Origin of the sequence: Acetobacter sp. KSO5 (assembly GCF_044094635.1) — a bacterium.
Lineage (GTDB): Bacteria > Pseudomonadota > Alphaproteobacteria > Acetobacterales > Acetobacteraceae > Acetobacter > Acetobacter cerevisiae.
Genome location: NZ_CP172014.1, coordinates 2,239,682 through 2,261,709 on the forward strand (window position 1 = coordinate 2,239,682; position 22,028 = coordinate 2,261,709).

The following is a 22,028-nucleotide window of genomic DNA, read 5'->3' on the forward strand; positions in this document are numbered from 1 at the left end:
TCGTCCGAAGACGCAAACCGGTTCAGGCACTCTCAATCAAGATAGAGATAAAGTAGCAAGATGCTACCCCGGAAAAGAAAATCTGCCCTGAAAAAGAGTGTCCCGCCGGTTCACACCGGCGGGACACAATTTTCTCAGATATCAGCCGGAGGAATATCCGATAACTCTTCCGGAGTAACTTCCTTGTCCTCCACTTTCGCGAGTTCAATCAGATAATCGACAACTTTGTTCTCGAAGATCGGACCGCGAAGGGATTCAATGGCCTGCGGGTTGTTCTGGAAGAAAGTAAAGACTTCCTTCTCCTGCCCCGGATAACGCATGGCTTCTGCGCGCATGGCGCGCCCCAGTTCGTCCTGCGTAACCGTAATGGCGTTCTTGCGACCGATTTCAGCCAGAAGAAGACCTAGCTTCACGCGGCGTTCGGCAATCTTGCGATAGTCGGCACGCAGCGTGTCTTCGTCTTTGTCTTTGTCTTCGTCATCAAGCTGACCAGCTTTGCGGTCGGCTTCAACGCGCTGCCAAATCTGCTGGAATTCCGCATCAACCATGCCCTGAGGAGCCTGGAAGTCGGTTTTCGTAGCCAGAGCGTCCAGCAGGTCCCGCTTGATGCGCAGACGGGACAGCTGATCGTATTCGCCTTCAACCTGCTTGCGGACGAGGTCACGCAGCTGTTCCAGCGTTTCAAAGCCCAGCTGTTTAGCCAGCTCATCATCAATCGGCGCGTCAACCGGCTTCTTCAGCTCTTTGACGGTGATGTCAAAGGTTGCTTCCTTGCCAGCCAGCTCTTCGGCCCCGTAGTTTTCGGGGAACGTCACGGTGATCTGTTTTTCTTCACCGGGCTTCATGCCTTCAATCTGCTCGGCAAAGCCGGGGATGAAGCCTTCGCCACCGATTTCAACATTGACGTCCTGCGCCGTGCCACCGTCAAACGGCACACCATCGCGCTTACCAACGAAATCAACAGAGACAACGTCACCCTTCACAGCCGGGCGAACTTCTTCGATCGTTTCGAAGGAACGCTGGCGCTTGGCAACGTCAGCCAGGATTTTGTCGACAGCTTCATCGCTGGCAACCGCCTTCAGGCGGGTCAGGGAGAGGTCGGACAGATCCGGCACGGTGATTTCTGGCAGGATTTCGGTTTCAACCTTAAACTCAAGGTCCTTGCCGTCATCTTCCTGACCGCTCACCAGCTCAACCTGCGGCTGACCAGCAGGGCGGAGGCCGCGTTCTTCAAGCGCAGAGCGCAGGGATTCGGAAACTGCCTGCTCCAGCACTTCAGCACGCACGGCTTCGCCATGACGCTGGCGCGCCAGAGAAACAGGCACCTTACCCGGGCGGAAACCAGGAAGAGTCAGGTTGGCAGCAACTTCTTTCAGACGCGCATCGCGCTTTTCTGCAAGCTCTGCTGCCGGAATGGTAATGGTGAAACCACGCTTCAGCCCTTCATTGAGGGTGTCAGTAACCTGCATCGGCCAGGCCTTCCTTTCGGTACAAACTCAAATTTCCCGCTGCAATGTGCCGAAAGGCTGCCGCGGAACAGGACGGGAGCACCATGAAAAATGGTACGGGCGGAGGGACTTGAACCCCCACGACTTGCGCCACCAGAACCTAAATCTGGCGTGTCTACCAATTCCACCACGCCCGCACGGTAAAACCCCGTCGCAAGTTGCGAGGACTTAGCCCAGAGCGTGGCTCCCGGCAAGAGACCCTCTGCACATCTCTCCATATTCATGCTGCATTCGGGTCGCTTTTTCACGCGCAGGGCCCAGATAACGGTCCAGATCCTCCGCAATTGGCCATGCACCAGCCTGAATCCCGGCCTCGCCATGCAGCCATACGCCCGCACAGGCGGCATCCCACGCAGGCATACCTGCCGCCAGCAACGCCGCAATCACACCGGACAGCGTATCGCCAGAGCCGGCAGTGCCCAGAGCGGGACTCGCATGGTCATTGATCGCCAGCCGTCCATCCGGGGCTGCGATCAGCGTGGATGCTCCCTTGAGCACCACAACAGCATTGATCTGCGCCGCCGCCTTCCGCACGGAGTCTGGCGGGTTTGCGCCCGGTGCCCCAAACAATTTGGTGAACTCCCCAATATGAGGCGTGATGACAGCCACACCGCGCAGTTTTTCCGGATGCCCGGCAGCAGCAGAAAGAGCGCCTGCATCAGCAAGCACGCATTTTTGCGCCTCCAGCAACGCCGGGAGCATTTGCGTCACCTCACCTTCTGTCAGGCCCGGGCCGCACACCCATACGGCACGCCGTTTATCAGCGAGCAAACTGTCCAGCGGGCCTTCATCAATCACCAACCCCGGCGCCCCCAGCCTGTAAGCGGGAGCATCTTTTCCGGCGGCAATCCGCACCAGCCCCGCCCCGGCGGCCCGCGCCCCGCCAGCGCACAGGCGCGCAGCCCCCGGCATGGACTGCCCGGCACACAGGCTGACGACGCCCCGTGTATATTTATGACTCTCAGGCCCTGGCTCGGGTAAACGCCACAAACCCGGAGCATTTTGCCAGGCCCGCGGCGGAACCTGTTCCAGCGCAGCCTGTGGCATCCCGATATCCGCCAGCACCAGCCGCCCCATGAAACTCCGCCCCGGATAGAGCAGATGCCCCGGCTTGAAGCGACAAAATGTGACCGTCATGGCAGCGTGCGGCGCACTGCCGCGCACCTGCCCTGTCCCACCATCAATCCCGGACGGGATATCAATCGCCACAATTTTGCGGGCTGCCTGCAGCAGATCAGCGGACAGGCCCGTTACAGCCCGGCTCAGCCCTGCACCGAACATGGCATCAATCACCAGATCGGCACGCTCCACTTCTGCCAGAGCAAATGGCACGCGGACGCCTTGAAAACGCGCCGAGGCTTCTGCTGCGGCCGACCCAGCACGCGGTGAAGCCATTTCCGCCACAGCAACCGGCCAGCCAGCCTCCGCCAGATAACGTGCCGCGACAAATCCATCGCCGCCATTATTCCCCGGCCCGCAGAGCACCAGAACCCGGCAGGGGCGCATGTAACGGCGCACCGCACGGGCAACGGCGCGCCCGGCGTTATCCATAAGTGTGGCAACCGGCACTAAGGCCGAGGCAAGTTGATCCACACGCCCCATGTCTTCTGGTGTATAAAGACTGAGGTCTGAAAGTGGGGAGACGGGCATGGAAATCCTCCTGATACGGGGAACCGGAACAGTGCCTGAAGAATACTGACTTGCACCCGGGGCGTCCCCTTGGCAATCAGACACCCTGTATCGCGCGGAGTGGCGACCTCCCGCCGCTGGCGTGCCAGTTTTTGAATTCAGTTTTTTTACGAGCGGAGTCTGCATGCCTCATTCCATTCTCTGGAGCGTCATCCTCGCTCTCCATCTCATCAGCGTCATGTTCTGGCTGGGCGGTACCGCCTATGCCGCCATCATCATGCGCCAGAGCCTCTCCCTGCTGGACCCGACGCAGCGCAATTCCGTGCAACTGCAATCGCTGGGCCGCTTTTTCCGGGTGCTGATGCACGTCATCCCCACAGCGCTGATTACCGGCTGGCTAATGATTCTCCATGAAGGCGGCTTTGCGCAGGCGCCGTGGACCACCAACCTCATGCAGCTGGTCGGTATCGTCATGGCTGTCCTGTATGTACGTGTGCTCACAGGACCGTTTCAGAAGGCTCGTCGGGCCCTGCGCCCGCAACCAGCCCTGTTCGACTCGATCCGTAACCAGATTCTGGTGATCATGGCGCTCGGTCTGATTGCTGTTCTGGCCGCCTCGCTGGGCCATCCGTTCCTGTAAAATAGACCGCAAGGATGGGGAAAGCTTGATTCTGCCGGGAAATGCCTTTATCGCAGCAAGCGCCTGACCGGCTTCAGCTTCTCTCCCTCCTCCGACCTTCGGGGCATGGAAAATTCAGGGCCTGTCGGTCCATGCTTATAACGACTGAAGTATCTCCGAGAGCATATTGATAGCCAAAACGCCCACCCGTCCCCGCAAGACCACGACGCGCAGCCGCACAAAAACGGCTGCCACGGCTGTAGACGCAGCCGCAACGGAAAAGGGTGCGGAAGCGCTTGAGGCTGCCCCTGCCGAAAAGGCAGAGGCGCCCAAAAAACCTGTACGGCGCCGACGGAAAGCCGCTGAACCGGCTGCCGTGGCTCCCGAAGCTATGGAACAGCCCGCCGCCCAGCCTGTGGAAGAGGCACCGGTTGCTGAAGAAGCACCTAAGCCCAAACGCCCCCGGCGCCGTGCGACCCCTGCAAAAAAAGCCACGACGAAAGCTGTCGCTGAGTCTGCCCCTGAGCAGCCTGCGACTGAAGACTCCGTAAGCATTCCGGTTCCGACTGCAGACGCAGCCGCCCCCGAGAAAGCGCCTGAGCCTGAAAAAATTGTGGTGGCACCGGCAGCAGAAGCTCCGGCTGAGGCAGTGACTACGGAAAGCCCTGAAGCAAAAGCGGAACCTGAAAAGGCCGCCGAGCCCAAGGCAACGTTTGCCGACCTGGAACTGTCCGCCCCCATTCTCCGCGCTGTAACGGAAATGGGCTACACCCACCCCACCCCCATTCAGGAACAGGCTATTCCGGCCATTCTGATGGCGAAGGATGTGCTGGGCGTGGCGCAGACCGGGACCGGGAAAACGGCATCCTTTACGCTGCCCATGCTGGAAATTCTGTCCGGCTCACGGGCCAGAGCGCGCATGCCGCGCTCCCTGATTCTGGAACCCACGCGGGAACTGGCACTTCAGGTTGCCGAAAACTTTGTGAATTACGGCAAGCACCTCAAGCTAACCCATGCGCTGCTGATTGGCGGCGAGAGCATGGCCGACCAGAAAGAAGTGCTGAACCGCGGCGTGGACGTGCTGATTGCCACACCGGGCCGTCTGCTGGACCTGTTTGAACGCGGTGGTCTGCTACTCAACCAGACACGTATTCTGGTGATTGATGAAGCCGACCGTATGCTGGATATGGGCTTCATCCCTGACATTGAGAAAATTGTCAGCCTGTTGCCTGCCAACCGTCAGACGCTGTTCTTCTCTGCCACCATGGCCCCGGCCATCCGGCAGCTGGCGGATGCATTCCTGCATTCCCCCAAGGAAATCACGGTTAGTCGTGCCTCTTCCGTCGCCACCACCATTACTGCTGGTCTGGTGATTGTGGATGAGCACAACAAGCGCGACACGCTGCGTAAGTTGCTGCGCGACCCCACGATGCAGAACGCCATTGTGTTCTGTAACCGCAAGCGTGACGTGGACGTGCTGATGCAGTCCCTGCAGAAGCACGGTTTTTCCGTGGGTGCCCTGCATGGTGACCTGCCGCAGTCAGTCCGGTTTTCCACCCTTGAAAAATTCAAGAATGGTGAGCTGAAAATTCTGGTCTGCTCTGATGTCGCCGCGCGTGGGATTGATATTGGCGGCCTTTCGCACGTCTTTAACTTCGACCTGCCGTTCCATGCAGAAGATTATGTCCACCGGATTGGCCGCACAGGTCGCGCCGGGAAGGAAGGCCACGCTTACAGTCTGGCCACGCCGTATGACAAAAATCTGGCCGAAGCCATTGAGACCCTGACCGGGAACAAAATTCCGCGTCTGACGATTGATGGTATTGAGCAGCTGGAGTGGTCGGACGAAAAACGTCCCCCGCAGGGCCGCCGCAGAGAAAAAACGGGCTCTAAAAGCCAGCACGGGACTCGGGGCGAGAAAACGGCTACCACGCCGCAGCAGCCTAAGGCCGCAACGCCGAAATCTGCCCCCGCAGCAGCCACCCCGCAGCCCGCGCAGGAAAGCCGCCGTTCCACGGGCCGCCTGCCCCGCCGGGATGATGCGCCACCAATGCCTGCGGGTGATGTGGTTGGTTTTGGCCACACCATTCCAGCCTTTATGCAGCTGCCGCGCCGTACAACTATTCTGGCAGACCTCCCTGCCCCGACTGCAGACGTTTCTGTATCTGAAGAAGAGGCCGCAAAGCACTCAAGGTGACAGCTCACACACCGGAGCAACACGCTTCAGACATTCGCGACGTAACCATTACCTATCTTGGCGCACAGGGTGACGGCGCCGCAGTTCTGGCTGACGGCCAGACCCTGCATGTGCCCTACACCCTACCGGATGAGCAGGTGCGGATAGAACGCACCGCATCAGGCAAATGGGCTGCCACGGAAATCCTTGTTCCCTCCCCAGAGAGAACCGAGCCCCCCTGCCCCCTGTTTGGCGAATGCGGCGGTTGCACGCTCCAGCACATGGACCGTGCCGAACTGCTGGTCTGGAAAACAGACCGCGTGATGGCAGCCCTCAAAAAAGCTGGCTTTTCTGATATGCCGGAACCGAAGGCGTTTCAGGTGCAGCCCCATAGTCGCCGCCGGGCAGATCTGGCCGTGCGCAGAGAGGGCAAAGAGGTTCTGCTTGGTCTGCATACCCGTGGCAGCACGGACGTGATTGACCTGACAACCTGCGCCGTTCTCCATCCTGCCATTATGGACTGCCTGCCCGCGCTCCGCCAGACGCTCAGAAGTCTGGAAGGGCTGTATCGGGCGGGGGATGTGCGGATTAATCTGCTCGAGTCGGGACTGGATATTCTTCTGGTCACTGATGGCCCCCTTTCCACCGTGGACCGCACCCGACTCGCAACCTTATCGGCTGAACAGGGCATTCCGCGCATCTGCTGGCAGCGGCAGGGCGATCAGGGTCTGCCGGAAACAGCCGCTCAAACGCGCCCGGTGCAGCATACGCTGGCGGGTTCCACCGTCAGTCCGCCGACCGGGGCCTTTTTTCAGGCGACCGCAGAAAGTGAGACGCTGATCCAGCAGGCCGTGCTGGACGCTCTGCCCAAGCTGAACAAGCGTGATGTGGTGATTGAGCTGTATGCGGGCTGTGGCACGCTCAGCTTTCCGCTGGCCAGCCGTGCGCGTGTGCAGGCTTATGAGGGCTATCCGCCTGCCGCAGCAGCCCTGAAGAACGCTGCTGGCGGCACGCGGCTGGAAGTGGCCTGCCGGGATTTAAACCGCCAGCCCATTATGGCCAAGGAACTGGCTCAGGCAGGCTGTGTAGTGCTGGACCCGCCGCATGCCGGCGCCAAGCTGCAAATGAAGCAGATGGTTATGGGCAAGCCCCGCAGCCTGATTTACGTCAGCTGTAATCCTGCCGCGCTGACCAACGATGCCGCAGCCCTGCAGGCTGCAGGCTATCGCCTGACCAGCGTGACAGTCATTGACCAGTTCCTGTGGTCAGCCGAAGTTGAAGCCGTTTGCGGCTTCAAACATGAAAGCTCTCGCCGCAGCCGCACCGGCCTTTCTCATTCGGGTTGATGAAGACAAACCCTTCCTCAAGTTCCGTCTGATGGTAGTCCATCTGCGTGCCGATCAGGAATAGGGTGGCCTTGCGGTCTACCAGCAGGGTCAGGCCTTTGTCTGACACGACCTCATCCCCTTCTGTCGGGGTTTCTACAAACTGCATGTCATAGGCTTTGCCGGAGCAGCCTTTGGTGGTGACGCTGATACGCAGCAACTGCCCGGCATGGGCCGTTTTATACAAATACCGGAGGCGTTCCGCCGCTGCGTCGGACAGACGCATTAACGGCGGCAGGGCTCTTTTGACGGGCGGCGCAACACTGGTCTGAGACATCGGTCCGTCCTTTCGATTAAAACATGTTCAGGGCAAGGCGGGCTTCATCGCTCATGCGGGACATATCCCACGGCGGATCCCACACCACTTCGACCTGAGCCGAGGCAACGCCCGGCACTTTCTCCACAGCGTCCTTCACCTGCACCGGCAGTTCCTGTGCACTCGGACAGTTAGGGGCCGTGAGAGTCATTTCGATTTTAACGCGGCCATCATCATACAGATCAATCGCGTAAATCAGCCCCAGTTCGTAAATATTGACTGGAATTTCCGGGTCATGAACCGTGGCAATGGCTTCAATCACTGCGTCTTCAGAAGCCGGACCGGTCGCGTCTCCGGTGCCCCCTGTTGCAGGACTGGAGGCTACCGCATCCCCAGCAGCAGGAACTGCGTCAGCTCCCTCCCCCGAAACACTGGCACTGGCACTGGCACTGGCACTGGCAGGCGCAGCATCGGCGTTATCCGGCGTCCAGCTTTCGACCCGTGCTGTCTTTGCACCAGCCTCCGGCGCATCAGCGTGCAGAACATCCGTGGTAGCAGTCTGCGTCATTGTGTCATGCTCCTGCAGTTCAGGAGCATGCACCTTTTCAGACATCGACATGAGAAAGCGCCTCCTTCAAAGCAACCCAGGGCAATTCTGCACAGCGGATTCGAGCCCGATGTGCGCGCAGCGGGGCAAATGCTTCCAAGGGCCCCAGTGCAGGTGTGTTCGTATTCGTATCCGGTGTGCTGGCAGGTTCATTCACCAGCATGGCGGAAAAGCGTCGGCTGAGATCCTGCGCCTGCGGGACAGTCAAACCGGTCACGCGTTCAGCCATCAAATCCGCTGCGGCAAGGCAAATAGCGCAGCCGCGCGTCTGATGTCTGATCTGACTGATATGGGTATCAGCCATCTGAACGTCCACCCGGGTCTTGTCCCCGCAGAGCGGGTTTTTCCCCTCTCCCTGCGCATCAGCCTGTTCCAGCCGCCCTGCATGAAGAGGAGTGCGGGCACGATCGACAATCAGCCGATCATACAACGCACCGCTATCCGTCAGGCTGTTCACACAAAGAAGTTCCGAATGCGCACCAGCGTATCCGCCAGTGTGTCGATTTCTTCCGGCAGGGTGTAGAGGCCAAAGCTGGCGCGCGCTGTAGCCGTCAGGCCAAGGCGACGCATGAGCGGCTCCGCACAATGATGACCAGCGCGCACAGCAATGCCGTTCCGGTCCAGCAGAGTCGCAATATCGTGCGGATGGACATCGTCCATGGTGAAGGAAATCACCCCGCCGCGCTCTTTGGGCTGGCCTACTATTTTGAGGCCCGGTACGTCCGCCAGACGGGTCAGAGCATGGGCTGTCAAAGCGGCCTCATGCGCCCCAATAGCCTCAAACCCGATAGCTTCCACCCATGAGATCGCCGCACCAAGACCAATGGTCTCGATAATGGCTGGGGTGCCTGCCTCGAATTTATGCGGGACATTGGCCCATGTGGATTTTTCAAAGGTCACGGTGGAGATCATGTCCCCCCCGCCCATGAACGGCGGCATGGCCTCCAGTAGTTCTTTGCGCGCCCACAGCACGCCAATCCCCGTCGGACCGTAAAGCTTGTGACCGGTAAAGGTATAGAAATCCGCGCCCAGAGCCTGCACATCCGTCTTGCGATGCACCACAGACTGGCTGCCATCAAACAGCACCTGCGCACCGGCAGCATGCGCCATATCCGCAATAGTCTTGGCCGGCGTGACGGTGCCCAGCACGTTAGACATATGGGTCATGGCAACCAGCGCCACCTTCCCATCTGCCAGCAGGCCTTGCAGCGCATCGAGGTCGATATCCCCGGCATCCGTAATGGGGGCAACACGCAGCTCAATTCCGGCGCGGTCCCGCAGCATCTGCCAGGGGATCAGGTTGGCGTGGTGTTCCATTTCGGAAATAACCACGGCCTGTCCCGGCTTGAGCAGCGCCCCAAAGGAATGGGCCACCAGATTGATGGCTTCCGTGCTGTTGCGCGTGAACACAATTTCTTCACGGGAGGGCGCGTTCAGAAAGCGCGCAACCTGATCGCGCACGGCTTCATACGCTTCCGTGGTGCGCTCACTCATCCAGTAGAGGCCACGATGAATATTGGCATACTGGCAGCGCATGGTGTGCGCCATCGCCTCAATCACCGCTTCCGGCTTTTGAGCGGAGGCCGCGCTATCCAGAAAGACCAGTGGGCGGTCATGCACTTTTTGCGACAGGATGGGGAATTGCTGGCGGATTGCCGCCAAGTCCAGATCCTGCCGGACTTTGTCCTGTGTGGATGCCATGCTCATGCACTTTCTCCTGCAACTGGGAAAGACCGGGCCAGCATCTGCGTGCAGAGTGTGCGGGCCGTGTCGTCTTCAATCAGACCCAGTGCTTCATCCATAAACGCATGGATAAGGATCTGCCGCGCTTCCGCATCCGGCACGCCACGGCTGCGCAGATAGAAAAGCTGATCGTCATCCAGCGCGCCAACCGTCGCGCCGTGGCTGCACTTCACATCATCCGCGTAGATTTCAAGCTCAGGCTTGGCATCAATTTCCGCGTTTTCAGACAGCAGCAGCGCCTGATTCATCTGGTAGCCGTCCGTCTTCTGGGCCACCCGATCCACAAACACCTTACCCTGAAACACACCGCGGGCATGGCCATCCAGCACGTTCCGCACGGTCTGGCGGGAAATGCAATCCGGTGCAGCGTGCGTGATGACACTGGTGACATCGCCAATCTGCTTACCACCCAGCATCTGCGCACCGTTCACATGAACAGTCGCAAACGGGGCCGCCAGACGGGCGTGAATTTCCTGACGGGACAAGGCTGCGCCCAGCCCCAGAACGAAGCTGTCATACGTGCCGCGCTCTGCAACCTGTGCGTAGGTCGTGGCCAGACACGCCGCATCCTGCCCTTCGGTCTGAAGGGTGACATGCTTGAGGTTGGCTTCCGCCGCCACGCTGATTTCCAGCACCGGGTTATGCAGATAATGCCCCTGCCCCGCCTGAATGCTGATCAGCGTCAGCTGTGCGCCCTCGTCCAGCGTGACAGAATGCCGCGGATGGAAAGACACCGGCGTATCCGTCTGGCCCAGAGAGACCAGCAGCACGTCACCACCGTTCTTGCCAGCCGGCACGTGCAGCTGTGCACCGTCAGACGCCAGAGCAGCGTTCAGAGCCGTCAGCGGGTCACGATCCGGAGCGGACAGCGCACCGAAGGTCTGGGTCTTTGCGAAGAAAGAGACATCAACCTCAGCAGGCAGCACAGAAAACGGCTCGGCATAACGACCGTTGACGAACACCAGACGCGGCAGTTCCGCAAGCGGGCCAGTGCTCAGCCCGAGGTTTTCAAGCTGCGCCTGAACCTGCCCGGCGTCATACACCTCAGCCGGCGCCCCCAGCGGCGTTTCCGTCAGAAAACGGAGGCTGGTATAGCGCCATTCTTCAACACGGCGGTCAGGCAGCCCACTTCTGTGCAAAGCGCCTATCGCTGCCTTGCGCACCGGGTCTGTCACCCCGTCCAGACGTGTGCCGAACGGGGCCAGCGTGTCTGACCGATCTTTTGTGATTGCGTTCACGCCGCCTCAGCCTCCGCCAGGAACCGGGTGTAGCCTTCACGGTCGATCTGCTGCGCCAGTTCCGGCCCGCCTGAATGGATAATCCGGCCTTTAGCCATCACATGAATGCGGTCCGGCACCAGATAGTCCAGCAGACGCTGATGATGGGTAATGACCAGCGCGGAGAAGCTGGGGGAGCGCAGACGATTAACGCCCTCCGCCACAATACGCAGAGCATCCACGTCGAGCCCGCTATCCGTTTCATCCAGAATAGCGAAGGACGGCTGAAGGAGTGTCATCTGCAGCACTTCGTTGCGCTTCTTCTCACCCCCGGAGAAGCCGACATTCACGTTCCGCTTCAGCATGTCCGGCGCCATGGAGAGTTCCTTGGCGGCGGCACGGGCTGTTTTCAGGAAGGTGACGGCATCCAGCTCGTCTTTCCCACGCGCACGACGCACTGCGTTCACAGCCGTGCGCAGGAAGTTGGCGTTGTTCACGCCCGGCAGCTCGATGGGGGACTGGAACGCCAGAAAGAGACCCGCCGCAGCGCGCTCTTCCGGTTCCATCTCCAGCAGGTCCTTGCCCTGAAAGTTTACGGTGCCTGCCGTTACTTCATAATCTTCACGCCCGGCCAGCACGTAGGACAGGGTGGATTTCCCTGACCCGTTCGGCCCCATGATGGCGTGAACCTCACCCGGCGGGATGCTGAGATCCACGCCCTTGAGGATTTCCTTTTCCTGCCCGTCAGCATCAATCCGGGCGCACAGACCGGAAATATCCAAAAACTGGGTCATGTCATGCACTCCCTTACCCTACGCTGCCTTCGAGGCTGATCTGCAACAATTTCTGAGCTTCCACGGCAAACTCCATGGGCAGCTCTTTCAGAACGTCACGGCAGAAGCCGTTGACGATAAGCCCCACCGCATCCTCTTCAGAAAGCCCGCGCTGACGGCAGTAGAACAGCTGGTCTTCCGAGATTTTGGAGGTGGTGGCTTCATGTTCAATGCGTGCGCCCATATTGCGGTTTTCAATATAGGGCACGGTATGCGCGCCACACTGATCACCAATCAGCAGGCTATCGCACTGTGTAAAGTTTCGGGCACCCGAGGCCTTGGGCAGTACGCGTACCAGACCGCGATATGTGCTGTCCGAATGCCCGGCACTGATGGTCTTGGCGATGATGGTCGAGCGGGTATTCCGCCCGATATGGATCATCTTGGTACCGGTATCGGCCTGCTGGTGATTGTTGGTCACCGCCACGGAATAGAATTCCCCCACGGAGCCTTCACCCTGCAAAATGCAGGACGGGTATTTCCATGTAATGGCGGAGCCGGTTTCCACCTGCGTCCAGGAGATCTTAGAGCGTGCCCCACGGCATGCGCCGCGCTTGGTCACGAAGTTATAGATCCCGCCCCGGCCATTTTCATCGCCCGGATACCAGTTCTGCACAGTGGAATATTTGATGGAGGCATCTTCCATCGCTACCAGTTCCACCACAGCTGCATGCAGCTGGTTTTCATCCCGCATGGGGGCCGTGCAGCCTTCGAGATAGGACACGGAAGCACCGTCTTCCACCACAATCAGCGTCCGCTCAAACTGCCCGGTATTTTTGGCATTGATACGGAAATAGGTGGAGAGCTCCATCGGGCAGCGCACGCCTTTGGGCACGAACACAAAGGAGCCATCGGTAAACACAGCGGAGTTGAGCGCGGCGTAAAAGTTATCGCCAGCTGGCACCACACTGCCCAGATACTTGCGGACCAGATCCGGATAATCCCGCACGGCTTCAGAAATCGGGCAGAAGATCACTCCCGCTTCTTCCAGCGTCTTGCGGAAGGTGGTGACAACGGAAACACTGTCAAACACGGCATCAACGGCCACGGGCGGGCGGGCGGTCTCGCCTTCCTGCAGCTCCACACCGGCCAGCATCGCCTGCTCATGCAGTGGAATGCCCAGCTTTTCGTAGGTGCGCAGCAGTTCGGGGTCCACTTCTTCAAGGGACTTCGGGCCGGGCTTTTTCCTGGGCGCCGCGTAGTAATGCAGGTCCTGATAATCAATCGGCGGGTAGGACACCTTGGCCCATTCAGGCTCTTCGGTTTTCAGCCAGGCGCGATAGGCCGCCAGCCGCCATTCCAGAAGCCATTCCGGCTCCTCTTTTCTGGCGGAAATCAGGCGAATGGTATCTTCGTTCAGCCCCTTGGGCGCGACGTCCATATCAATGTCCGTCTCGAAGCCCCATTTGTAGGAAGACTGACCGAGTTTTTCGACTGCTTCACGCGTTTCGGTGACTGCTGGCATTGTTCAAGCCCCTTCGCGTCTCGTGCTGGCGCTCATCAGCGCGTTTCTCTTCGTCATGACTGCACCGCATGCGCTCTTCTGGCGCATGATCTCCAGAGAAATACCTTCCAACGTGTCCCGAATGGCTTTGTTGATGGTATCCCAGCTGCCGCACATGCCGCAGGACACGCCGGTATCACACTCTCCACCATCCACACAGGCTGTCAGCGCAATCTTGCCATCCACTGCCGTAATAACGCTGGCCACAGAGATATCAGCCAGCGGGCGGGCCAGCCGGTAGCCGCCTTTGGCACCCCGCTGGGACAGCACAAACTTGTGAGCGGACAAAACCTTGAGGATTTTCGCGACAGTCGGTTCCGGCACACCGGTCTCGGCAGCAAGGGCGGGTGATGTCACCACGCCATCCTGCTCGCCAAGATTGACAAGTATGACAACCGCATAGTCCGCCAGACGGGAAAGTTTCAGCATTATCCTGCCATCAGGTGATTGGAGACCAGTCAGGTCCTGTTTCAGACACATGGGGCGAAGCGGGCCAAAGGTCAACCCAAAAGCAGCATAGCTGCCCCGGCGGTCTTACTGGGCGTTCAACCCAAACAGCAGCCGCAGGACAGCAAACAGCAACGCCCCTACGCCAAAGCCAACCAGCGTGCCGTTGAAGCGGACATATTGCAGGTCCTTCCCCACGCGCAGTTCCAGCTTTTCTGCAATCTGCACTGCGTCCCATCCCGCCACCACGCGGGCAATGAAATCCGCCATCCGCTCCCGCACAAACGGCAGAGCCTTGACGGTGGCCTTGTCCACACTGGCCATAATCCGCTGCCGCATGACCGGGTCTTCCCGCAACTGCGCGGTAATATGCGTCAGCCCCTCCTGCACCAGAGAGGCAATGCGACCATCCGGGTCTTCCACATCCGCTTCCACCAGACGCCGGAAGCGCTGCCAGATATCAGCCCACCAGCTCACGACACTTTCATGTGAGAGCACGCCCATAATGGCCTGAGAGATATCGCTGCCGCGTTCGGGGTCCGTCTCAATGCGGTCAATCTGGGACCGCACCCAGGTTGTAAAGCCTTCACGCAGGGTGGAATTCTGCGGGTCCACCCGCTCCAGTTCCTTACTGGCCGCCAGCAGCACCCGCGTTGCAATCGAACCGCCTATAGCCCAGCCGAGTAAACGGCCTCCCTGCTCACGCACCCGCTCCTCAATCATGGTGCGCAACGCGCCTTCTCTGGCCTGCAAACCATCCTTGATCTGGCTGAGCAGAAAGGACAGCACTTCCTGATGCCGGTCATCGTCCACAAGGCTGCGCAGAGCGCGCGCCACAATGGGAGCCAGATTGCTGTTGCCCAGCAGACGGGGGAAAATCTTGCCAATGGCCCCGCTGGCCCGCCCGTCTTCCAGCCGGTCCAGCATTTTGGGCATGGAAGCGAGAACGGAGCGCGTCAGCGTCTCCCGCGTTGCCGGGTCATCCAGCATGTTGGCCAGAAAGGTGGGGATGTCCACCTGCTCCAGCACGCGGGCAATTTCTTTTTCCGTAAAGACCTGCCCGGACACAAAACGCCCCAGCGCGCGGCCCAGCCGTTCCTTCTGGGCTGGCAGAATGGCCGTGTGGGGAATCGGCAAACCCATGGGGTGACGGAACAGGGCAACGACGGCAAACCAGTCCGCCAGACCGCCCACAACGCCAGCGCGCGCTCCGGCCCGCAGCATTTCCAGCCAGAAGCCATCCTTCACCCATCCGGCAGCGGGGGCCGCGTAGCCCGCAACAGTCAGCCCTCCCATGCCCACCAGCAGGCCGGTTGCAGCGCGCTGGTAGCGTTTGAGGGTCTTCCGGGCGGCGAGATCGCCGTCACTTTCAGGGTATGACGTCATAGTATCTGAATAGCACTCCCACTCTCGCCCCCCAAGTGTGCGTGAGTGTGTTGCAGCGAAAGAGCAGACATGAAACTGTAACGCCTCCCCCTTCCCCCCGCCGTACTGCGAACCCTGAGCGAGGTGCAATAATGGATTTTTCTACTCTTCCGCCCAAACTTCAGACCATTTTTGCACCGATCCTGCAGGACAAAGACGCCCTGCTCCCGGTGGAAGGCGTGAATCCGGTTCTCTGCACCGCCCGCCAGCTGGAAGATGCGCTGGAAGACGGCGATCTGTCTCTCTCGGATGTAACCGCTCTGGTGCAGACCCTTCGGGATTCCGCCTTTCTGCGTCGCGCCAGACGCCTGCATCGTTACGTAGGAGGCGCGGAGACCACCACCACCGCCAAACGGCTGTCTGCCGTTGCTCAGCGGGTCATAGCCTCCCTGCCCGTCCCTACGCCCGAGGCTTTCCAAGCCGCCGTCAGCCCCGTGCGTTTTGCCGCTGTTTTTACAGCGCACCCCACATTTGCCCTCAGCAACCCAGTCTATGCGGCACTGGCCGACTGTGCCTCCGAAGATGTTTTACCGGACGAGGCTCCGTTTTTTGAAACGCACCGGCGGGACGGACCGCCTACGCTGGAAGAAGAATTTACCCTCGCCACACAGGCCATCATCCGGGCGCGAGACGCCATGGACCAGCTGAATGGCGCGCTTTTAGAAACCGCCCAACAACACTGGCCAGAGTCATGGGCCTCCATCATCCCCCGCCCGGTCATCGCTACAAGCTGGGTGGGGTATGATACGGATGGACGCACGGATATCGGCTGGTGGGACACGCTGCGACTGCGACTGCGCATGAAGCTGTTCCAGCTGGAACGCCTTGATCAGCAGATAAGCGCGACTGGTGTTTCTGCCCCAGCTCTGACGGACCGGCTGCACAAGGCCATTGCCTGCGTCAAAACGCAGATCAGCGCCACGCCGACCGGCCCGGATGCCGAAGCCGTCGCCAAATTTGCAGACGCGCTGGTGAACGAACACGCGACAGCCCTGCTCAATGTGGATGATCTGGCAGAAGAGCTGGACGCTGCTGTGAAAGCTGCGCCGCCTGCTGCGCAGCTCCCGCTGGCCGTGGCGCGTGCGGGCTTCATGGCGCATGGTCTGGCACTGGCCCACACACATGTGCGGCTGAACGCCACACAAATTCATAATTTTGTTCGCCAGAAGCTCGATATTCCGGATGACCCGGCCAATCCGGCCCACCGGCGCGCACTCCTCAACCGCCTGAATGAAGCTCTGGAAAGCGTACAGCCTGTGCCGGTTGATTTCGGCGCGCTGATGAGTGACCCATCTACAGCAGGCCGCCTGATGATGACGGTCGCCCAGATAACCAAACACATTGATAGCCAAACGCCCGTCCGCTTTCTGATTGCTGAAACGGAAACGGGTTACACCCTGTTGGCAGCCCTTTGGGCGGCGCTGCATTTCGGCGTGGCGGACAAGGTGGAAATTTCCCCCCTGTTTGAAACAGAAGACGCGCTGAGCAATGGCGACCGTATTGTGGAAGAAGCCCTGCGCTCCCCCACATGGCGGGCCTATGTGCAGCGCACCGGGCGTATCAGCTTCCAGTTCGGCTATTCCGATTCCGGCCGTTATGTCGGCCAGCTGGCTGCCACCTATCTTATTGAGCGCCTGCGCCTGAAAATTCATGACCTGCTGGTCCGCTGGAACCTGCAGAACGTGACGGTCATTTTCTTTGATACGCATGGCGAGAGCATTGGACGCGGCGCGCATCCTTTCCGGATGGCCGGGCGGCTAAACTACCTCTCCCCCACCCATGTGCGGACCGAATTTGCCAAAACCGGCATTGCCTGCCGGGAGGAAACGGCCTTTCAGGGCGGCGATGGGTATCTACTGTTCGGCACCCCGCATCTGGCGGGCGCGACACTCGCGACCATTGCGGAAAACCTGTTCAATCCGCTGCATCAGGAAGGCGACCCGGTTTATGAGCAGCCGGTCTTTTCGGCTGATTTCTTCTCCAGCATTTCCGAAGGCATGCAGGCTCTGGTGGAAGACCCCGGTTACGCCGCCCTGCTGGGGGCATTTGGCCCGGCGCTGATTGACCGCACCGGCTCCCGTCCCCCGGCCCGCCAGAGTGCGGAAGCCGCCACCAGCACCCGCCTGACGCATCCGGGCCAGCTGCGCGCCATTCCCAACAATGCGATTCTCCAGCAGCTCGGCTGGTGCGCCAACACGCTGCAAGGACTGGGAGCCGCCGCGCGCCGACACCCGGAAACATTTGAAAGTTTCAACACCTCCAGCCCGCGCTTCCACCGCGCTCTGGATTTTGCGCGGCATGCCTTAACCAGTTCGGATGACCGGGTTCTGCAATCCGTCATTAATCTGCTGGACCCCAGCTACTGGCTGGACCGCGCCACGGCGGAACCCAAAGCGCCACGCCGGGCTGCCTTCCTCACCGTGATGCAGGATCTGGAAAAACTGAACCTTTCGGCAGACCTGCGGACCATGTTCCGCCGGATTCAGGCGGACCATCTCGCCCTGCGGGAAGCGTGGGAGGATGCCCCGCATGGCGCACCGCTCAACCGCGCCTTGCATGCCATTCGGGTAGCGTTGATTGAGCGCATCTGGATTCTGGCCTGCCGGATTCCCTTCTTCATGCCCCGCGGGGGCTTTAACCGCGATGTCATGATGCAGCAGATCCTGCGTCTGGAAATTCCGGCTGTGCTTAAGGAAATGGTGCATATTTTCCCATCCGGCACCGTCGCCTCCAACCTTGATTTCTATGAACCCCGCGGCCCGCGTGAGCAGGGCATTTACGAGCGGGAGCACCGGGAAATCTTTCTGCCCATGCAACAGATGTTCGCCCTGCTCCGTGAGATCAGCGTGGGCGTCATGCATGACATTGGCGCATTTGGCTAAACAGGGGCACAACCCCACCATGAATGCTTAGCCCGGAACCAAACTCTTCGGGCTGACGTTCAGGCTTGCAGGACTGACACAGGCTGCGAAGCGTTTTATGCCCAGATTTTTACTGAACCCAGAACAACGGAGTGTGTCCTCATGACCACCACGACCCCGGACACACAACGAGCCAGGCATCCCGTCCTGAAAATTCTCGGGGGCATCGCGCTCGCACTCCTGCTTCTGATTCTCTTCTGGTCGTGGGACTGGTTTGTGCCTCTGGTCAATTCCAAAGCCACAGCCCTGTTGCACCGCAAAACCACGATTGCGCATCTACATGTTCATCTTGGCCGTGTCACCACAATCAAGGTGGATGACCTGCGGATTGAACAGCCAAAAACCTTCGAAAAAGAAAAAGAGCAGTTTGCGCAAGCCAAAAGCGTGACGGTTTCGGTCGATGTCTGGTCCTACCTCTGGCACCGTACGCTGCATCTGCCGCTTATTGCACTAGAGCAGCCCACGGCAGACATTATCGCGCTGAAAAACAGCCTGAACAATTACACTTTTACCGAGGATGGTAAGCCGGCGAAGACACCCACAAAGCAGGATGCTTCCTCCTCAACCAGCCTGCCGGATATTGGGGAACTGCGGATTACCGATGGCAACCTGCATGTAAAGTATGACCCGCTGCAGGCCGATATGCAGGTCGCTGTGCAGACCACGCCACCTCAGGGGAATGATCGCGGCACCCTGCATCTGCAAGCCAAGGGGCGTTACGCGCAGCAGCCTATTACTGCCCGCTTTATTGGCGGAGCCCTGCTGTCCTTTGTTGCCGACAAAGAGCCTTACCCTGTTGACCTCACCGTGCAGAACGGCCCCACCACTGCCACCCTGAAAGGCGATGTGGTCCACCCGATGAGTTTTGCAGGGGCGCATCTGAAGCTGCATTTTGCCGGGCCGGATATGTCCCTGCTCTACCCGCTGACCGGCGTGCCCATTCCGCGCACCCCGGCCTACACCATTACCGGCAATCTGGATTACAGCCAGAGCCACATCCTCTTCAAAGAGTTTGAGGGCAAAATGGGCACCAGCGACATTGGTGGCACCATTGAACTGGACCCGCATCAGAAGCCCATGAACGTCCAGGCCGACCTCCATTCCCGTCAGGTTAATCTGGTGGATCTGGGGGGCTTTATTGGTGCCAAGCCAACCGAGACAGCGGCTGAGAAAAAGCAGGATGCCAAAAGCAAGACTGTCCTGCCGGATACGCCCATCAATATTCCGCGTCTGAACGCCATCAACACCCACGTCACGTATCATGGGACCCATATCGAAAATAAGCAGCTACCGCTTGATAATATCGACACCGAGTTCTTCATCACCAATGGTGAAATTGATCTCAAACGCCTAAACTTTGCCGTTGGCCACGGCACGCTGGCCAGTTCTGCAACGCTCAAGCCGGATGGCTCCCTGTTTGATACAACCGCCCGGATTGATTTTGCCCGGATTGATCTGGCCCGCGTCATGCAGGCGACGACCAATTCCAAAGCCCGCGGCATTATTGGCGGCCATATGACGCTGAAAGCCAAAGGGAATTCCATTGCCAGCCTGATGGCTGCAGGGAATGGTGGCCTTACGCTGGTACTGGATCAGGGTGGCGATATTACCGCCATCCTTCCGGATATTCTGGGCCTGCAGCTGGGCAACGCCATCCTGACGGCCCTTGGGCTGCCCGCCCATACCGACATCAAGTGCTTTATTGCCGATATGCCCCTGAGAAACGGCATTGTTTCCACCAATACGCTCCTGCTGGAAACCGGCGAGGCCCGTACGCTGGGGCGCGGCACAATCAATTTCAAGACCAATACGCTGGATTACTCTCTGACCACTCGTTCCCAGAACCCGACCATTGCGTCTCTGCCGGGGGCCTTCAACATTACCGGGGCGATCAAATCTCCTACGGTGCTGCCGGGTGCTGAAATTCTCGGGCGTGCCGCTGCTGCTGCCGGACTTGGTTTTGTCTTCCCACCGCTAGCGCTTCTGCCCACCATTCAGCTGGGTGTTGGGGATGATTCCCGATGCTCCCGCGCCGTGCAGGCCGTGAATGACAACCCGGCTGCGGGCATTGCGCCGGGCTCCCTTTCCCACGCCGTCGGCACCAAAGGCAGCGTTGCTCCGGCCAACCCGCATCACGCCAACGGCAACCACAAAAAAACGTCCGGCAAAGCACCGGCTGCCAAACAGCATGAAGGCCGTATGACACCGGCTGAAGTCCGAGCTGCGTGGAATGCTAAACTCCATAGAAAACCTTAATTGCTGCCTTCACGTAGCAATTAAGGCTTTACGACTCGGTAATAGATAAAATGTGTTCCAAAATGAACTCTCTTGCTGCCTAGTACACCGACAACACCGCATTTTTCTGCACTCCGTGGGAGCTACATGCACATGTAGCTCCCCAGCTTAGATATTAGGCGGAGAAATTACCGTGAAAAAAGGAGTGGCAAGAATTTCAAAAAACCACGCAATGCATGTCTTTTAAAACTTTCATGCCTCCCCTCAGCAGGGCAAAAGCCTTAAGAGGTCTGCATCAACCTATTAATGACACTGATAAAGCTTGGAACTGTTTGTGTTTTATCAAAATCATCCGCTGACAGCGATGTTTTGAAATACTCCTCAACAGCCATGATAATATTAACGTGCTTCAAGGAATCCCAACCGGAGATTTCTGACGGAAACTGGATATTTTCCAAGGAAAGATTAGGAATATTGAGCTGAAGAGATGCTATATTCGACAAAACATGAACAGCACCTTCCTGCTCTGAACTACATTTTTGAGGAGCAGATTCAATACTCTGATTTCCTTCTGAATATCCATCAAGTTCCGGATAAATCTGAAGAGCATTTTTCAGAAGCTCAAACCAATCCGCATCTTCGCTCCAATGCCCTTTCCAGTGCTCACTGGGCTTTTTGATATAGCCACACCATAAATCGGCCTCAATCTGATCAACCGTCCCCGGTGGATGTTCGTTATCGGCGGTTTGAACCCACAAAAGTTTGTTAGGACCATACTCTTTCAAAATATCACGAAGCTTCTTTATATTGGAAAGAGAAGATGGAACGCTACTTTTCCATATCCAGACTTTACGCCCCAATTCCAATTCTCTGAGAAACTGACTTTTCATAAATTCAATAACAACTGAAAAATCAGATATTTTTTGATTGATGGTCTCTTTCGGGAAATTTTTTACAAGAAGGCCCGTATGCGTAGACCATTTATATATTTTATGACGTATTCTCCATTCCGGATCGACATTATTCCATTCCTCTTCCGGAAGGAACATTTCCAGAAAATCTGTATGCTCCAGTTGATGAAGACGATATTTGAGCAACATAATTAAATGAGGCAAACGTTCTGCGCTGTTTTCAGACGCAGCTGAAAAGCGCAAAAGATGGGGATGCAGAATGCCGGCCCGCTGCTGCACAAGCCCAAACTCACAATCTTCTCCAAGGCTCTCAAAATTGCTTAAAACCCTAAGGCGCTCTGAGAGTTGTTGTGGCGGCTCAACAGAAGACGTTGTTGATGCAAGAGTAGCTTTCGTGACCAGGTCATTAATGGTTACAACACCATCGAGGAGAGTATCAGGGAGTTTGTGCGGCAACTTTTTCTGTAAAGCAACAACTGTAGTAACAGTCATATTGTTACCCCAGCCAACTATATCCGTAAATTTCAGATCAGGATTCCACTCAGAAATGGGATGACCTAAAGTTTCTTCCATCACTGCCTTAATAAATAAAAACATAGAATTTCTATCCAT

Annotated in this window: 17 protein-coding genes and 1 tRNA gene; 5 read left to right on the plus strand and 13 right to left on the minus strand. The window is 58.3% G+C overall.

Going from position 1 to position 22,028, the window contains the following annotated elements; genetic code table 11:
• Positions 1-134: 134 nt before the first annotated feature.
• From tig to ACHQGU_RS10075, 3 genes are all read right to left on the minus strand, one after another.
• Positions 135-1,469, minus strand: a complete 1,335-nt coding sequence (tig, locus tag ACHQGU_RS10065) for a trigger factor (RefSeq protein ID WP_062141880.1) — start codon at positions 1,467-1,469, stop codon at positions 135-137.
• Positions 1,470-1,560: 91 nt separating this feature from the next.
• A tRNA-Leu gene (locus tag ACHQGU_RS10070) sits at positions 1,561-1,645 on the minus strand.
• 31 nt (positions 1,646-1,676) lie between these two features.
• Entirely contained in the window at positions 1,677-3,158 is a 1,482-nt protein-coding gene (locus ACHQGU_RS10075; protein WP_395494941.1) for an NAD(P)H-hydrate dehydratase, read from the minus strand.
• A gap of 163 nt (positions 3,159-3,321) precedes the next feature.
• Here ACHQGU_RS10075 and ACHQGU_RS10080 point away from each other — a divergent pair, with 163 nt between their 5' ends.
• The 3 genes from ACHQGU_RS10080 (at position 3,322) to ACHQGU_RS10090 (ending at position 7,278) form a co-directional block, all read left to right on the plus strand.
• Entirely contained in the window at positions 3,322-3,777 is a 456-nt protein-coding gene (locus ACHQGU_RS10080) for a hypothetical protein (protein WP_395494942.1), read from the plus strand.
• Between the two features lie 166 nt (positions 3,778-3,943).
• Complete coding sequence (locus ACHQGU_RS10085; protein WP_395494943.1) at positions 3,944-5,953, plus strand: DEAD/DEAH box helicase; 2,010 nt, start codon at positions 3,944-3,946, stop codon at positions 5,951-5,953.
• Positions 5,950-7,278, plus strand: coding sequence for a class I SAM-dependent RNA methyltransferase (locus ACHQGU_RS10090; RefSeq protein WP_395494944.1), 1,329 nt, complete (start codon positions 5,950-5,952; stop codon positions 7,276-7,278). Before ACHQGU_RS10085 ends, ACHQGU_RS10090 begins: the two co-directional genes overlap by 4 nt.
• Here the strand turns inward: ACHQGU_RS10090 and ACHQGU_RS10095 are convergent.
• The 9 genes from ACHQGU_RS10095 to ACHQGU_RS10135 all read right to left on the minus strand — a co-directional run bounded on the left by ACHQGU_RS10095 (position 7,226) and on the right by ACHQGU_RS10135 (position 15,310).
• A complete protein-coding gene (locus ACHQGU_RS10095) occupies positions 7,226-7,594 on the minus strand; it encodes a HesB/IscA family protein (protein WP_395494945.1) in 369 nt (122 codons plus the stop codon). The genes ACHQGU_RS10090 and ACHQGU_RS10095 overlap by 53 nt on opposite strands.
• A gap of 16 nt (positions 7,595-7,610) precedes the next feature.
• Positions 7,611-8,192 (minus strand): SUF system Fe-S cluster assembly protein, encoded by a 582-nt coding sequence (locus ACHQGU_RS10100; RefSeq protein ID WP_395494946.1) that lies wholly within the window; start codon positions 8,190-8,192, stop codon positions 7,611-7,613.
• Entirely contained in the window at positions 8,179-8,637 is a 459-nt protein-coding gene (gene sufU / locus ACHQGU_RS10105; protein WP_062250777.1) for a Fe-S cluster assembly sulfur transfer protein SufU, read from the minus strand. Before sufU ends, ACHQGU_RS10100 begins: the two co-directional genes overlap by 14 nt.
• The gene (locus tag ACHQGU_RS10110; protein ID WP_395496419.1) at positions 8,634-9,881 is read right to left on the minus strand and encodes an aminotransferase class V-fold PLP-dependent enzyme; all 1,248 of its coding nucleotides are present in this window, start codon (positions 9,879-9,881) and stop codon (positions 8,634-8,636) included. The genes sufU and ACHQGU_RS10110 overlap by 4 nt, the downstream gene beginning before the upstream one ends.
• Before the next feature lie 2 nt (positions 9,882-9,883).
• Positions 9,884-11,161: a Fe-S cluster assembly protein SufD gene (gene sufD, locus ACHQGU_RS10115; protein ID WP_395494947.1), complete on the minus strand. Its 1,278-nt coding sequence runs from the start codon at positions 11,159-11,161 to the stop codon at positions 9,884-9,886.
• Positions 11,158-11,934 (minus strand): Fe-S cluster assembly ATPase SufC, encoded by a 777-nt coding sequence (sufC, locus tag ACHQGU_RS10120; protein ID WP_061502878.1) that lies wholly within the window; start codon positions 11,932-11,934, stop codon positions 11,158-11,160. The genes sufD and sufC overlap by 4 nt, the downstream gene beginning before the upstream one ends.
• A 13-nt stretch (positions 11,935-11,947) precedes the next feature.
• The gene (gene sufB / locus ACHQGU_RS10125) at positions 11,948-13,438 is read right to left on the minus strand and encodes a Fe-S cluster assembly protein SufB (RefSeq protein WP_395494948.1); all 1,491 of its coding nucleotides are present in this window, start codon (positions 13,436-13,438) and stop codon (positions 11,948-11,950) included.
• Between the two features lie 3 nt (positions 13,439-13,441).
• Positions 13,442-13,906 (minus strand): SUF system Fe-S cluster assembly regulator, encoded by a 465-nt coding sequence (locus tag ACHQGU_RS10130; protein ID WP_043550641.1) that lies wholly within the window; start codon positions 13,904-13,906, stop codon positions 13,442-13,444.
• A gap of 105 nt (positions 13,907-14,011) precedes the next feature.
• A complete protein-coding gene (locus ACHQGU_RS10135) occupies positions 14,012-15,310 on the minus strand; it encodes a DUF445 domain-containing protein (protein WP_062141890.1) in 1,299 nt (432 codons plus the stop codon).
• Positions 15,311-15,441: 131 nt separating this feature from the next.
• On the opposite strand from ACHQGU_RS10135, the gene ACHQGU_RS10140 reads away from it, so the two are divergent.
• Positions 15,442-18,231 carry a phosphoenolpyruvate carboxylase gene (locus ACHQGU_RS10140; RefSeq protein ID WP_395494949.1) on the plus strand — a complete coding sequence of 930 codons (2,790 nt, stop codon included), beginning with the start codon at positions 15,442-15,444 and terminating at the stop codon, positions 18,229-18,231.
• 141 nt (positions 18,232-18,372) lie between these two features.
• The gene (locus tag ACHQGU_RS10145; RefSeq protein ID WP_395494950.1) at positions 18,373-20,526 is read left to right on the plus strand and encodes an AsmA family protein; all 2,154 of its coding nucleotides are present in this window, start codon (positions 18,373-18,375) and stop codon (positions 20,524-20,526) included.
• Positions 20,527-20,786: 260 nt separating this feature from the next.
• Here ACHQGU_RS10145 and ACHQGU_RS10150 read toward each other — a convergent pair whose 3' ends face one another.
• The gene (locus ACHQGU_RS10150) at positions 20,787-22,028 is read right to left on the minus strand and encodes an acyl carrier protein (RefSeq protein ID WP_395494951.1); all 1,242 of its coding nucleotides are present in this window, start codon (positions 22,026-22,028) and stop codon (positions 20,787-20,789) included.